Source organism: Lancefieldella parvula DNF00906, from assembly GCF_000758945.1.
Classification (GTDB): Bacteria; Actinomycetota; Coriobacteriia; order Coriobacteriales; family Atopobiaceae; genus Lancefieldella; species Lancefieldella parvula_C.
Genome location: NZ_JRND01000014.1, coordinates 12,364 through 25,615, shown reverse-complemented (window position 1 = coordinate 25,615; position 13,252 = coordinate 12,364). Strand labels below are relative to the sequence as shown.

The following is a 13,252-nucleotide window of genomic DNA, read 5'->3' as shown; positions in this document are numbered from 1 at the left end:
ATTTCTTCAATGAATCTGTAACTTTTGCCTAAATACGTAAAAGAATCGGTGGATTTGCCTGATTTCATCAAAGAATCTGTGCCTCAAATACAGATTCTTTACACTTTTCAGGCGCACCTGGCGAGAAACCCGTGTTGTCGCAGGCGTACTTGTTAGTACACGCATTGACCGAGCGCAGTTGTCACGTTAGATTTCGTCGAAAGTGTTGTGGTGTTGCTGACCGTCGTCCAAGGTAAGGACGGTACCCAGAAGTGCTGGTTCAAGAATCTGAATCCAGAGATCGCCTCTGACCTGCTTGGCATTCTCGGCAACAGCGCGAGCAGTAACAGGGGAGTCGCAGATGGCAACCATGGTGGAACCTGAGCCCGAGATAACAAAGGCGCAAGCACGAGCAAGCTTAGCTACCTGTTTGAGCTCTTCGTAATCAGGAATGAGCTCCTTGCGGTAGGGCTCATGGAGTTTGTCGTTGCAGGCAGCTGCCAAAAGACCTCCATTGCCTGTTTCAAGTGCGTGAGTGACAGCAACGGTGCGTCCCATCTGGTAAACGGCCGTTTCAAGTGAGACATTCTGCGGAACCACCTTGCGCGCGTCTTCGGTGTTGACCGTGTACGGCGGTGCAATTGCAACAAAAGAAAGTCCGCGCGCTACGAGCCTTCGAGTACAAATGGTATGCCCGCCCTCAACAAATGACGAGGTCAGGCCACCGTAAATTGCAGGAGCAACATTATCTGGATGGCCCTCAAAATGACAGGCAAAGTCGAGCGCACGCTCAGGATCCCAGCCACCATGAGACTCAGTCATTGCGGCTGCAATACCAGCAATTACACAGGTAGAACTTGAGCCAAGTCCACCAGAAAGCGGAATAGGCGAGTCGATAGTGATGTGCTTAGGAGTAGGCTCTTCGCCCAGCTTTTCGCAGGCTCGAACATAAGATGTCCATACAAGGTTGTCATCGTTTCTGAACTGCTCGGGACAGCCGTCAATAATGAGCGTAGGAGATTCCCTAAACGTAATTTTTGCGCGCAGGTTAAACGCAAGACCCAGCGTATCGTAGCCGACGCCAATGTTTGCAGAGGTAGCAGGTACAGATACGGTCAAGATGGTGTTGTCGAGCATGTAGAACCTGCTTTCTCAGAGTCTAACAAGCAAAAATACGCCCGCATGCTTCGGAAACGTACGAAGCAAGTTGTTCCTTCTCGCGAACGTCAGTATGAATGATAACGTTATCATTCAGCGATGAAAGCTGGATTGGCGGATTAGTGTCCGTGATTTCGGCGAGCGTATGCATGCATGCAAAGTCATCCAGGCCAGCGGTCGAGTGGCCTAGCGCGGCAAGCACGTCGGACGAGAACTTATACGGGCTAGCAGTAGACAGACAAACGCGCACGTTACCCGCCTGGCGAGAAACCCTGTCAAGCACGTGTTTTGCGACGGCTGTGTGAGGGTCAATCAGCACACGACAATTCTCCCAGGTAGAACGGATAGTCTCACGCGTCTGGTCATCGGTGGCAAAGCCAGCATCAAAGGTTTCGCAGATGGTGTCCATCACCTGAGCAGGAACCGTGTAGATACCCTTGGTTACCAGCTTGTTCATCAGATAGCTGACAAGCTCGGTGTCTTTGCCGGACGCAAGATAGAGGAGTCGTTCAAGGTTTGATGAAACCAGAATGTCCATCGACGGAGAGATAGTCTTTTCAAATGCACGCCTGCGATCATAGACGCCTGTTTCCAAGAAATCAGTCAGCACCTTATTGCTGTTAGAAGCCACAATGAGGCGCTCAACAGGAAGTCCCATCTCTTTTGCAAAGTAACCTGCGAGGACGTCGCCAAAGTTGCCGGTTGGCACGCAGAAAGTAACTTTTTGACCCTGAGTGATGGCACCCTTGGCAACAAGCTGGGCATATGCGTCAAAGTAGTAGGTTACCTGTGGGGCTAAACGACCAATATTGATGGAGTTTGCGCTGGAAAGTACTGTGTCCTTACCGGCCAACTCATGTGCCAATTCCTTGTTAGCAAAGATTGCTTTAGCTGCGTTTTGAGCGTCGTCGAAGTTTCCCTTAACTGCGCAAACAGCTACGTTAGAACCTTTTTGAGTCACCATCTGCAGGCGTTGAATATCAGAAACCTTGCCTTCAGGGTAAAAGACGGTGATGCCCATGCCAGGTACGTCTTTGAAGCCCTCAAGTGCAGCTTTACCAGTGTCTCCGGAGGTAGCGGTCACAATCATGATGTTCTTGCCGGCGGTGGCAGCCACGCCCGCAGCACCCTTAGCGTCGACAGCACCAGCTACGTCCGCGTCCTCGCGAGCAACACTCATCAGGCGGGGGAGCATCTGAAGCGCAACGTCTTTGAAAGCCGACGTTGGACCATGGAAGAGCTCAAGCAGCCAGTCTTCTCCGATAGCAGAAACAGGCGTGATAGCCTGGGTGTCCCACTGAGAGCCATACGCTCCCTCAATACAGCGAGTCAGCTCTTCAGCAGAGTAGTCGTCCAGCAGAGCAGAAAGCACATCGAAAGCAGTAGCTTTAAAGCCCTGAGAACAAACCTTTGCAAGATCGAGGGGTTTCTCGTCAATTGAATCTTGGATATAAAGGCCGCCGTCGGGAGCAATTCCCTGCAAAATGGCTTGTTTAGCCAAAACGGTATGGTCAGAGCTTCTTGTGCTGTGATATGCGACGGCCATGAAACCACCAATCTTTAGAACGTGTCGCGTGTTGTGCGCGTGCAAATTGCGCGTCTCGCGTGTTGCGTTTCTATTATTTTAACAGTGAGAAGTAAATGTCGCTTGTAACATAGAATTGTTCATAGCATTATGAAGACGAGAAAAACTGTCGATTAGATTCTGTCTAGGTTTTTGGTAGTTTTTGTCTATGAGATTGTTATCAGTGCAGTCACTTTTGCGTGTGGTTGTCCTTGCTCTGCAATTAGTCTTGCAGACAATCGGTTTTCTCGCAAAATGACTGCTAGATTTGGAGTTATATGCAAAACGTTGCCCTACTTGGATTTGGAACGGTTGGCGCTTCAGTTGCGCGCATTCTTGATGAGCGCGTTTCTGACGTTAACCTGACGTCCATCTTGGTTAGAGCTGGTAAAGAGCACGTTGACCCTCGGGCAACATCTGATTTTGATGCGCTCTTGTCTGACCCTGCGCTCGATACCGTTGTTGAGTGCATGGGTGGCCTCACGCCAGCCTATGAATACATCAAAGCTGCGCTGACTGCTAAGAAAAATGTAGTCACCTCAAATAAAGCCGTGGTATCTGCTCATTTTGAGGAGTTTATGACACTTGCCGCTGAAGCGGGTGTCAACCTCAAGATCGAAGCATGCGTGTGCGGTGGCATTCCTTGGATAGCAGGAATTCAGAAAGTTCGTCGTATTGACGAGATTTCTTCGTTCTGGGGAATCATGAATGGAACCACCAACTACATTGTCTATTCCATGCTCAAAGACGGAACGGACTTTGCTGAGGTTCTGAGCAAGGCTCAGGAGCTGGGTTACGCCGAGCGAGACCCGTCAAGCGATATCGACGGCATTGATGTTCGCTCTAAGACTATGATTTCTGCATCTATCGCCTTCGACGTAATCTGCACAGACCAGATTCCTATGTCTGGTATCAGAAACTTAACTAAGCGCGATCTTGCCATGTTTGGCAGTCACGATATGACAATCAAGCTCTTTGGTCGTGGTGTTTCTGACGGTTCATCGTATGCGGTAGCTGTTGAGCCAGTTGCGGTTTCGCTCTCAACCATAGAGGCTAACGTTCCAACTAACTTTAACGTTGCAACTGCCGTGGGAAATACCATTGGCGAGCTCAAGTTTTACGGTCAGGGTGCCGGTGGCGACCCAACGGCAAACGCCGTCGTGCAGGATATTATTGACTGTGCCGCGGCTCCTGCTGGGGGTCAGCAGACCTTCTCGGCAGGTCTTTCGTATAATCCTGAGCTGCTTGTTTCTGATTACGTGTTTAGGACGCAGGCGGATGTCCCGGGCGGTACGTTCTGGGAGCCAGGCGCTCAGTTGGTTAAAAATCTAAGTGCCGAGAAGGCCCGTGAGCTTCTTACCAGCGCACTTTCGCAAGACCCTACAACCTTTATGGCTGCACTTGAAAAGAGGAATTAGAAATGATCAAAATCGCAAAATTTGGCGGCTCAAGTGTTGCTTCTGCAGAGCAGTTCAAAAAAGTTAAAGCTATTGTTGAAGCTGACCCTGATAGACGCTTTATTGTTTCGTCTGCAGCGGGAAAGCGCCATTCGACTGATAACAAGATTACTGATCTTCTGCTGCTGGTAAATGCTCACATTGAGTATCACGTTGATTGCACGTCTTTACTTGCAGACATCGAGGCTCGCTTTGTGGAGATTGCTGATCAGCTAGGAGTTGCGTGGCCTGTTGCTGAGGAGTTTGAGAAGTTCGCTTCAAACATCAAGTCCTTCTCGCCAGAGTATGTAGTAAGTAGGGGCGAGTGGTTTACCTGCCAGATTCTTGCCGAGTACCTTGGCCTGCCTTTTGTTGATGCCGCCGACGTCATGCTGTTCCATCATGACGGCACCATTGATATGGAGCGCACCGCTTCTAGGCTTAAGGAAGTTGTTGCTCGCAGCGGCTCGTTTGTGCTGCCTGGTTTCTATGGCGCTACCGTTGACGGCGCAATTAAGCTGTTCCAGCGTGGTGGTGGCGATATTACCGGCGCTATTGTTGCTCGCTGCTTAGACGCAGATTTGTACGAGAACTGGACTGACGTTTCCGGCTTCCTGTCTGCTGATCCTCGCATTGTTCAGAATCCACGCGCTATTGGCCGTATTACCTTTGACGAGATGCGCGAGCTTTCTTACATGGGCGCTTCCGTTCTTCAGGAGGAGGCAATTTTCCCTGTTCGTGAGGCAAATATTCCAATCCAGATTAAGAACACCAACCGTCCAGAAGACACGGGCACGGTTATCCGCGAGACCGCAGAGGGTGATGTTAGCGAGCACCTTATCACCGGTATTGCAGGCAAGAAGGACTTCTTGGCTATTCACGTTAAGAAGGCTCACATGTCCAACGAGGTTGGCGTCATCAGCCGCGCACTCAATATTGTTGAGCGCTATGGCGTCTCTGTGGAGCACATTCCAACAGGCGTTGATTCGTTTGGTATTGTGGTAAATGCCTCCGACGTAAAGGATACGGTTTATTCCATCATCAGCGATATTCGTCGCGAGATTGAACCTGATGACATTACGATGGTAGACCGCTTAGCTCTTGTTTCTGTTGTTGGTCGTAATATGTCTAGGCGTTCCGGCACCTCTGGTAAGATCTTTGGCGCGCTGGGCAATGCGGGCGTCAACATTCGCATGATTACGCAGAGCTCGGAAGAGATTAGTATTATTGTGGGCGTCGATAATGCCGACTTTGATCGCACAATTGGCGTCATTTATAACGGATTTGTTCGTGACGAAATGGTTTCGAGGTAACTATGGCTTTTGATCCAAACGGTAAGGTTGTTGCAATTCTTGGTGCTACCGGCGTTGTTGGTGCCCAGATGATGCAGTGCCTTGAAGAGCGTAATTTTCCTATCAAGGAGCTGGTGCTTCTGGCATCCGCTCGAAGCGCTGGTAAAACTATCGAATTTGCTGGCCAGCAGATTGTAATTCGCGAAGCAACACCAGAGGCTTTTGAGGGTGTAGATATTGTCCTTGGCGCAGCTGGCGACGAGCAGGCAAAAGAGCTGCTCCCTAAAGCAGTCAAGCGTGGATGCGTCTGCGTTGACAACTCCCATGCATTTAGAATGGACCCAAACGTTCCGCTGGTAATCCCAGAGATTAACGCTGAGGATATCAAGAACCATAACGGCATCATTTCTAACCCAAACTGTGCAACCATTATTGGCTTGGTACCTCTGTATCCTTTACATAAGGCAGCAGGTGCAAAGCGTATTATTGCTTCTACCTATCAGGCTGCATCAGGCGCTGGTCTTCCTGGTCTCACCAGCCTGAAGAATCAGATGGCTGACGTTGTTGCAGGTAGGGAAGTAACCGAGACCGCTCCTTTTGCATACCAGCTGGCAGTTAACCTGATTCCACAGATTGGCGGCTTTGACGAGGTTGGCTACACTTCCGAGGAAATGAAGATGCAAAACGAGGGTCGCAAGATCATGCACCTTCCTGAGCTGCGCGTTAACTGTACCTGTGTCCGAGTTCCAACGATGCGCTCACACTCTGAGTCCATCACTGTTGAGTTTGAGCGTCCTTTGAGTCCAGATGAGGCTCGCGCTATTCTTGAGGATGCTCCAGGAATCAAGGTTGTAGACAACCCAGCAGAGCTTCAGTACCCAATGCCTCTTGATACTTCTGACCAGGACCTTATCTATGTTGGTCGTATTCGCGAGGATCTTTCCGCTGATAAAGATACTCATGCGCTGACATTCTTCTGTTGCGGAGACCAGATTAGGAAGGGTGCCGCAACAAACGCTGTCCAGATTGCAGAGTACCTGTTGTAATATCTGAGGTACAGCCTCGCTTGCATCATTTTCGTTGACCAAGTACCCGTTCGATTCTATTTCGTGGAATCGAACGGGTATTTTTGTGCGTCTGAGTGAAATTTTTCAGCGATAGAGTGCCATTCGGCGGCAAAGTGGTAAAAAATGCGTTTAGTTGGAGTATCCAAAAATGCTCGAATTTTATGCAAGCTCTCTACCAGCAATTTTACGTGGACAAAATTACGGAAATTATCACAAAATTTCTGAACTGGAAAAACGTAAGAGCCAAAACTCCGAAGTCCAAAAATTATCCCCAACTAAACGGGTTTTTTACCCAAAACAGTACCTCTAGTTAGACATATCAATTTCTTGATTAGTTTTCCTGCATATTGGCAAGTGTTTATGCAAAAATCGCCTATCTAGATAGTTAAAACTTTTATTCGAACAGGTATTCTACTTTTACAGTAGCCATACAGTTTGGGGGCAAAAAGGGTGCACTTGTAAAAAAATTAAATAAAAAAGGTAGACAGCAAGCCATCTACCTTGGGTTTTTGGTGCCTCCTGCGCGATTCGAACGCGCGACCTGCGGTTTAGAAGACCGACGCTCTATCCAGCTGAGCTAAGGAGACATATAGCGTCGTTCATTATAGCAATAAGGATTGCAAATACGTCGTGCCATCAAAGATTTTCTTATCAGAAGAATGACAAAGGAAAAGAAAAGTAGCTACACTAAAAGCAGCTACACTGATTACAGGCTTACGTGAATGGAGACACTATGTCTTACGATTTTGAATCACGCGTTGATCGCGCTGGTACTGGTTCTAGAAAATGGAACGTCATGTATGACGTTAATCCTGATGTAGCTCCTGGTATTCCACCTTTTTCTGTTGCTGATATGGAGTATCACACGGCCCCAGAGATTGTTGAGGGCCTCAAGGAATACATCAATGACGCAATCCTTGGCTATTCCGTGCCAACCAATCAGATGAAGCAAGCTGTGTGCAAGTGGATGAAGACCCGCCACAACTGGGATGTAAAACCAGAGTGGCTGCTCAACTCTTCAGGTGTGGTGCCTGCGCTCTTTGCATCTGTTGCCGAGTTCACCCAGCAAGACGAGGGTGTCATCCTGTTTACCCCTGTCTACCATCCGTTCTACATGGCAGTTGAGGAGAATAACCGTGCGCTGGTAGAGTGCCCGCTTGTCCTGTCAGAGGGTCCTCACTACGACATTGACTTTGACCTGCTTGAGAAACTTGCTGCCGAGCCAAAGAACACCATGGTCATCCTGTGTTCACCCCACAATCCAAGCGGTCGCGTGTGGACCAAAGAAGAGCTCACGCGCATCGCAGAGATTGCGGTTAAGCACAACCTCATCGTGGTCGCTGACGAAATCCACCACGACCTCATCATGCCAGGCTCTACGCATACTGTCTTTGAAACAATTTCTGATGAAGTCGCAGCGCGTACCATTACCTGCACTTCTGCTTCAAAGAGTTTCAACCTGGCTGGCACGCAGTTCAGCAACATCATCGTGAGCAATCCAGAACTGCGCAGCCGCCTCGAGATGCGCCTGCAGACCCGAGAGACCACCTCATGCAATCCAATCAGCTTCAAGGCCTGTGAGCTGGCTTATAGCAAGGGTGGGGCATGGCTGGACGCATGCATCAAGGCTGTTGACGATAACCAGAAATTGGTCCTGGACTTCTTCGCCGCCAAGCACCCTCGGGTGAAGCTTGCACCAATCACGGGAACCTACCTCCAGTGGCTCGACTTCAGGGACCTTGGCCTTACTCCAGAAGAGCTCGACCACCTGTTGCAGTTTGAGGCCCAGATTTTCTTCACCGACGGAGTCTTCTTTGGCGAGGCAGCCCAGGGCTTCAAGCGTTGGAATTTGGCAGCCCCTCGTGTCGAGATTGAAGAAGCGCTGGATCGCCTGGATGCAGCACTTACGGCTCACGGTTTCTAGACACAGTCTGCGGCTTTAAGCGAATTGATTGCGGTTTCTTGACACCGCACCACTGCCATACCGCCATATACCTGCGCGTTTAGCGCATGAAATCACCTGCGGAGAAGCTCGTTCTTCTCCGCATTTTGTTTGGCGAGAAACCCGTTGCACCGGCAGATTTCTAAGAAAATCAAAAAAGAGTTCGAAAAATCTGCGTTTCTCGCTTGCATCTTTTTCTGATTCTGTAATAATGATTTAGCTGCGTTTCATGAGGTGGCCAAATGGTGGGAGTAGCTCAGTTGGCAGAGCGACGGACTGTGGCTCCGTAGGTCGAGGGTTCGAGCCCCTTTTCCCACCCCATTCGAAACGTTAATTGGATCGTTAGCTCAGCTGGTAGAGCAGGGGACTCTTAATCCCAAGGTCCAGGGTTCGAACCCCTGACGATCCACCATTTAAATTTCAAACCCCGGCTTGCGTCGGGGTTTTTATTTTTTGTGAGTCGCTAGATTCTAATTGTTTGTTGAGAGTGATTGCGTCATACTGAAGTCTCCATGATTTTATTGTAGTTCGGAGGACTCGCCGTGATTTACACAATGACGCTTAATCCCGCGCTTGACTATGTCATGCATCCAAACACATTGGACATGGGCTTTACCAACCGCTCCTCCTCAGAAGAGTTGCACTGCGGTGGTAATGGTATTAACGTCTCCACTCTCTTAAATGAGCTTGATAAAGTCACCGTTGCCATGGGTATTGTTGGTGGCTTTACTGGTGAATACCTGCTCAGTGACCTGCAGCGTCAGGGAATTCCAAGTAACTTTGTCAAGCTGGATTCTGGCTTTACTCGCATCAATGTCAAGCTCAACGGCATTGTTATGACCATGGTCAACGGCAATGGTCCACGCATTCCAGAGAAAAAGGTTGATGAGCTGCTGGAGCGCATGGATGTTGTTGGCGCAGGTGACACCCTGGTTCTTACGGGATCTATTCCAAGCTCACTTCCAGAGGATATCTATACTCGTCTTATGGCTCAGCTTGCAGGTCGCGGTATTCAGTTTGTTGTTGACGCTCCTGGTCAGCTGCTTATGGAGGCCATTAAGGCTCAGCCATTCCTGATCAAGCCTAACAACCACGAGGTTGGCCGTATCTTTGATGCCAATCCAGAGACCCCAGAAGAGTGCATTCCATTTGCAAAGAAACTCCAGGATGGCGGTGCTCGCAACGTTATCGTTTCTTGTGGTGGCGCAGGCTCTCTGCTTCTGGACGAGTACGGAACCGAGCACATTGTTCCAACCGCTAAGATTCGCCTGGTTAACGCAACTGGCGCTGGTGACTCCATGGTCGCAGGCTTCCTTGCAAAGACTACTGCTGGCTACGATTACGACACCGCGCTTATTTACGCTTCAGCTTGTGGTACTGCAACTGCAGCAAGTCGAGGAATCGCAAAGCGCGCAACCATTGATCGCGTTGTCACCGCTCTTTACAAGAAGATGGGCCGAGAAATGCCTGCTTCTATCGCAGAAGAGATTCAGCTTGCTCGCCAGAAAGAGGAGAGCCGCGAGGCTAAGTCTTCTTGGCTTGCAGATTCTGAGTAGTAATCGCAGCTAGAATGCATAGTTCTTTTGGCGAGAAACTCTCAGATGGTGCACTCTTACCGCGTGGAGTAAACAGAGTGTCTTTACTATCATGAACGTACAAACACTTGGCAAGAAGGATTTTCTCGCCAAGTGTTTTTTATTGAAATTTATTTAAAGATACTCACAACGTAACAGGTCAAAAAAATGTTACTCTGTACAAAGATAGGTTTGACTCTGCGACTGTTGTCCTTTTGGGCAGTCATGCAGAACTATACGCACCGCTAAGCGGACAATGATAGGAGCAAGTATGTTTGAGGGAGTCAATGCGTCAAACGGAATCGGAATCGGTACTGCTCAGGTTGCCGTAGATCCAGACCTCACTTTTACTCCGCACACTGTTAAAGACACAGCTGCAGAGAAGGCTCGCTATGCAGAGGCTGTAACTAAGTTCATCGCACAGACAAATGCGCAGATTGAGCGCATGACCAAGACGGTGGGCGAGGAAGCTGCTGCAATTATGGGTGCTCACATTGAGTTTGCTGAGGATGAGGGCATCAAAGAGGCTGTTAACGGTGCAATTGACGGTGGCACCTGCGTTGAGCAGGCTGTAAGTGACGCATACGACATGTACTACAACATGTTCCTGGGCATGGAGGATGAGCTCTTCCGTGAGCGCGCTGCAGACGTTGCTGACGTAAAGACCGGTCTTCTCGCTGACCTTCTTGGTAAAGAGGTTGTTGATCTCTCCACACTTCCAGAGAACTCCGTCATTGTCTGCCATGAGCTGACTCCTTCAATGACCGCAGACATCGATAAGGACCACGTAGCAGGTATTGTTACCGAGACTGGTGGTCGTACTTCTCACTCCGCAATCATTGCTCGTGCTCTTGAGATTCCTGCAGTTCTTTCTGTCCCAAACATCACTTCTGAGGTTGCAACTGGCAACGCTATTGTTGTTGATGGCACCAACGGCAAGGTTGTTGTCAATCCTTCTGAGGCTGAGCTTGCCGAGTACAAGGCTCAGGCTGAGGCTTATGCTGCAGAAAAGGCCGCTCTTGAGGCTTATCGCGGCAAGGAAACCGTAACTGCTGACGGTATTAAGGTTCTGCTTGTTGCTAACATCGGCAACCCAGATGACGCCAACGGCGCAGTTGACGCTGACGCTGAGGGCATTGGTCTGTTCCGCTCCGAGTTCCTGTTCATGGACGCAAAGGAGCTTCCAAGCGAGGAAGAGCAGTTTGCTGCTTACCAGAAGGTTGCTCTTCGCATGAAGGATAAGCCTGTCATCATCCGCACTCTTGATGTTGGTGGCGATAAGGAGATTCCTTACCTCAACATGAAGGCTGAGGAGAACCCATTCATGGGCTTCCGCGCTATCCGTTACTGCCTCAACAATGCTGAACAGTACAAGGTTCAGCTCCGCGCTCTTCTCCGCGCATCCGCATTTGGCGACATCAAGATTATGCTTCCTCTTGTTACCACTGTTGACGAGGTCCGCGAGGCAAAGGCTCTTATTGAGGAGTGCAAGCGTGAGCTTGACGCTGAGGGCGTAGCTTACAATAAGGACATTGAGGTCGGCACCATGATCGAGACCCCATCTGCATCTCTGATTGCAGATAAGCTGGCTCGTGAGTGCGACTTCTTCTCCATTGGTACCAACGACCTTATCGGTTACACCATGTGCGCTGACCGCGGCAATGATCGCGTTGCCTACCTCTACGAGGTTTACCAGCCATCCGTTCTCCGTTCCCTCAAGTTCCTCATTGGCGAGGGCAACAAGGAGAAGATTATGGTTGGTATGTGCGGCGAGGCAGCTGCAGATCCACTGCTCATCCCAGTCCTTCTTTCCTTTGGTCTGGACGAGTTCTCCGTCTCTGCACCATCTGTCCTGCGTACCCGCAAGACCATTGCTGCTTGGACAAAGGCTGAGGCAGATGAGCTCACTGCTCGCGTTATGGAGCTTGATACCGCAGCTGAGGTTAAGGCTCTGCTTGAGCGTGAAGCTCGCTAAGTTCTAGTCGTAAAGTCTTAGCTTACACGATACAAATTCAGGGGCATCTGCGCTGGCAGGTGCCCCTGTTTCTTTAATGCTAAACCTTTTGGCGAGAAGACCGGTCTTCTCGCAATGCGCAACCGGCAAAGCCCGAGCCTCGAAACGCGACCTACGGCGCAGGAGTCGCTCTGTGCGCTAGGGAACAATCACGGAAAGTGCAGCGGGAATAACCTCAATGACAAACTGTTCTGCAAAGGGGAGTTCCTCGCCATCAACCTGAACGGGGACAGGCTCGTGGAAGGTCACTACTGCATGTTTAAGGTGACGCTCCTCAATGATGCGGGAGTTGATGTGTTTACCGGCTCTAGCCAGGCCAAACAGAGCTAGCAGGTGAGGAATGATAGGCACTTTAGTGTTGTAGCAGACGGTAAGAAGGCCATCGTCAGGCTGCGCATGCGGGCAGACCTTAAAGCCGCCACCATACGTAGGGCCAATCTGGAAGGCCATGATAAGCGCTTGAAGATCAATATCCTTCTCGCCATCAAACGAGACGGTGCAAGGGTAACCCTTGCTACCTGCAGCCATAAACTTGAGACCCGAGGTTAAGAAGAGCGCCTCGCCCTCGGTAGAAGAGTTGTTCGCGCGGCGTTTTGTGGTGTCGGCTGCAATTGCTGCATCAAGTCCAAACGACATGGTCTCCATGAAGTAGACGTCGTTGATGCGACCAATTTCTAGCTGCTTAACCTTGCCGCGAACAAGCTGAGCAAATGCGCCTTCGGGGTCGTTAATTTTCATGCCCAGAGTGCGTGCATAGTCGTTTCCCGAGCCCATAGGGATAATGCCAAGCGCTGGACGCACCTCTGGCGATAAGGTCATGAGGCCGTTGACCACCTCGTGGATGACGCCATCTCCGCCAAGTGCGACAACCGTGTCAAAATCTGCGGCTTCTGCGGCCATGATACGAGCGTCTCCCATAGCTGTGGTGAGCTTGAGTTCGTATCCATCCGTTGCTGCTGAATAGCTGGTAAGGAAATGACGGGCAAACTCTGCACCAGCTGCGCCTTTACCGCTATGAGCAGCCGGATTAGCAATGATAAGCGTGCGTCCAAGAGGGGATTGAGACATTTTGCACCATTTCTACAAGCGCTGCTGTTGAGCGCGCTGTTACTAAATAGTCTTGTCACCACATATCAAAATAAAATAGTGGAGAAAACAGTTCAACAACGTTTCAAGTTTAAACGGCTTTGTCTGTCTGTGCTAGGATAAACCATACAGAAATCGGT

Annotated in this window: 9 protein-coding genes and 3 tRNA genes; 8 read left to right on the top strand and 4 right to left on the bottom strand. The window is 49.9% G+C overall.

Going from position 1 to position 13,252, the window contains the following annotated elements; translation table 11 throughout:
* Positions 1-186: 186 nt before the first annotated feature.
* Positions 187-1,116 (bottom strand): homoserine kinase, encoded by a 930-nt coding sequence (thrB, locus tag HMPREF1647_RS02305; protein WP_052039096.1) that lies wholly within the window; start codon positions 1,114-1,116, stop codon positions 187-189.
* Positions 1,117-1,138: 22 nt separating this feature from the next.
* Positions 1,139-2,683: a threonine synthase gene (thrC, locus tag HMPREF1647_RS02300; protein WP_035431728.1), complete on the bottom strand. Its 1,545-nt coding sequence runs from the start codon at positions 2,681-2,683 to the stop codon at positions 1,139-1,141.
* A 296-nt stretch (positions 2,684-2,979) separates the two neighbouring features.
* On the opposite strand from thrC, the gene HMPREF1647_RS02295 reads away from it, so the two are divergent.
* From HMPREF1647_RS02295 to HMPREF1647_RS02285, 3 genes are read left to right on the top strand one after another with little or no spacing between them, the layout of a single operon-like run.
* The gene (locus tag HMPREF1647_RS02295) at positions 2,980-4,119 is read left to right on the top strand and encodes a homoserine dehydrogenase (protein ID WP_035431726.1); all 1,140 of its coding nucleotides are present in this window, start codon (positions 2,980-2,982) and stop codon (positions 4,117-4,119) included.
* Positions 4,120-4,121: 2 nt separating this feature from the next.
* Positions 4,122-5,450: an aspartate kinase gene (locus tag HMPREF1647_RS02290; protein ID WP_035431724.1), complete on the top strand. Its 1,329-nt coding sequence runs from the start codon at positions 4,122-4,124 to the stop codon at positions 5,448-5,450.
* A gap of 2 nt (positions 5,451-5,452) precedes the next feature.
* Entirely contained in the window at positions 5,453-6,475 is a 1,023-nt protein-coding gene (locus HMPREF1647_RS02285) for an aspartate-semialdehyde dehydrogenase (RefSeq protein WP_035431722.1), read from the top strand.
* A 531-nt stretch (positions 6,476-7,006) separates the two neighbouring features.
* On the opposite strand, the gene HMPREF1647_RS02275 is transcribed toward HMPREF1647_RS02285, so the two are convergent.
* Positions 7,007-7,083: transfer RNA gene (locus HMPREF1647_RS02275), tRNA-Arg, on the bottom strand.
* 146 nt (positions 7,084-7,229) lie between these two features.
* Between HMPREF1647_RS02275 and HMPREF1647_RS02270 the strand changes: the two genes are divergently transcribed.
* The 5 genes from HMPREF1647_RS02270 (at position 7,230) to ptsP (ending at position 11,987) form a co-directional block, all read left to right on the top strand.
* Positions 7,230-8,420 (top strand): MalY/PatB family protein, encoded by a 1,191-nt coding sequence (locus tag HMPREF1647_RS02270; RefSeq protein WP_035431718.1) that lies wholly within the window; start codon positions 7,230-7,232, stop codon positions 8,418-8,420.
* Between the two features lie 263 nt (positions 8,421-8,683).
* Positions 8,684-8,759: transfer RNA gene (locus HMPREF1647_RS02265), tRNA-His, on the top strand.
* A 15-nt stretch (positions 8,760-8,774) separates the two neighbouring features.
* Positions 8,775-8,850 (top strand) — tRNA-Lys (locus tag HMPREF1647_RS02260).
* A gap of 130 nt (positions 8,851-8,980) precedes the next feature.
* Positions 8,981-9,994 carry a 1-phosphofructokinase family hexose kinase gene (locus HMPREF1647_RS02255; RefSeq protein WP_035431716.1) on the top strand — a complete coding sequence of 338 codons (1,014 nt, stop codon included), beginning with the start codon at positions 8,981-8,983 and terminating at the stop codon, positions 9,992-9,994.
* 289 nt (positions 9,995-10,283) lie between these two features.
* Positions 10,284-11,987 carry a phosphoenolpyruvate--protein phosphotransferase gene (ptsP, locus tag HMPREF1647_RS02250; RefSeq protein WP_035431714.1) on the top strand — a complete coding sequence of 568 codons (1,704 nt, stop codon included), beginning with the start codon at positions 10,284-10,286 and terminating at the stop codon, positions 11,985-11,987.
* A 177-nt stretch (positions 11,988-12,164) separates the two neighbouring features.
* Here ptsP and HMPREF1647_RS02245 read toward each other — a convergent pair whose 3' ends face one another.
* Positions 12,165-13,094: a diacylglycerol/lipid kinase family protein gene (locus HMPREF1647_RS02245; RefSeq protein WP_035431712.1), complete on the bottom strand. Its 930-nt coding sequence runs from the start codon at positions 13,092-13,094 to the stop codon at positions 12,165-12,167.
* Positions 13,095-13,252 lie beyond the last annotated feature (158 nt).

What these genes read in the sequence shown, in the direction of transcription:
- HMPREF1647_RS02270 (WP_035431718.1), top strand. Translation starts at nt 7,230, where the DNA reads ATGTCTTACGATTTTGAATCACGCGTTGATCGCGCTGGTACTGGTTCT.
- HMPREF1647_RS02285 (WP_035431722.1), top strand. Translation starts at nt 5,453, where the DNA reads ATGGCTTTTGATCCAAACGGTAAGGTTGTTGCAATTCTTGGTGCTACC.
- HMPREF1647_RS02245 (WP_035431712.1), bottom strand. Translation starts at nt 13,094, where the DNA reads ATGTCTCAATCCCCTCTTGGACGCACGCTTATCATTGCTAATCCGGCT.
- HMPREF1647_RS02290 (WP_035431724.1), top strand. Translation starts at nt 4,122, where the DNA reads ATGATCAAAATCGCAAAATTTGGCGGCTCAAGTGTTGCTTCTGCAGAG.
- ptsP (WP_035431714.1), top strand. Translation starts at nt 10,284, where the DNA reads ATGTTTGAGGGAGTCAATGCGTCAAACGGAATCGGAATCGGTACTGCT.
- thrC (WP_035431728.1), bottom strand. Translation starts at nt 2,683, where the DNA reads ATGGCCGTCGCATATCACAGCACAAGAAGCTCTGACCATACCGTTTTG.
- HMPREF1647_RS02295 (WP_035431726.1), top strand. Translation starts at nt 2,980, where the DNA reads ATGCAAAACGTTGCCCTACTTGGATTTGGAACGGTTGGCGCTTCAGTT.
- thrB (WP_052039096.1), bottom strand. Translation starts at nt 1,116, where the DNA reads ATGCTCGACAACACCATCTTGACCGTATCTGTACCTGCTACCTCTGCA.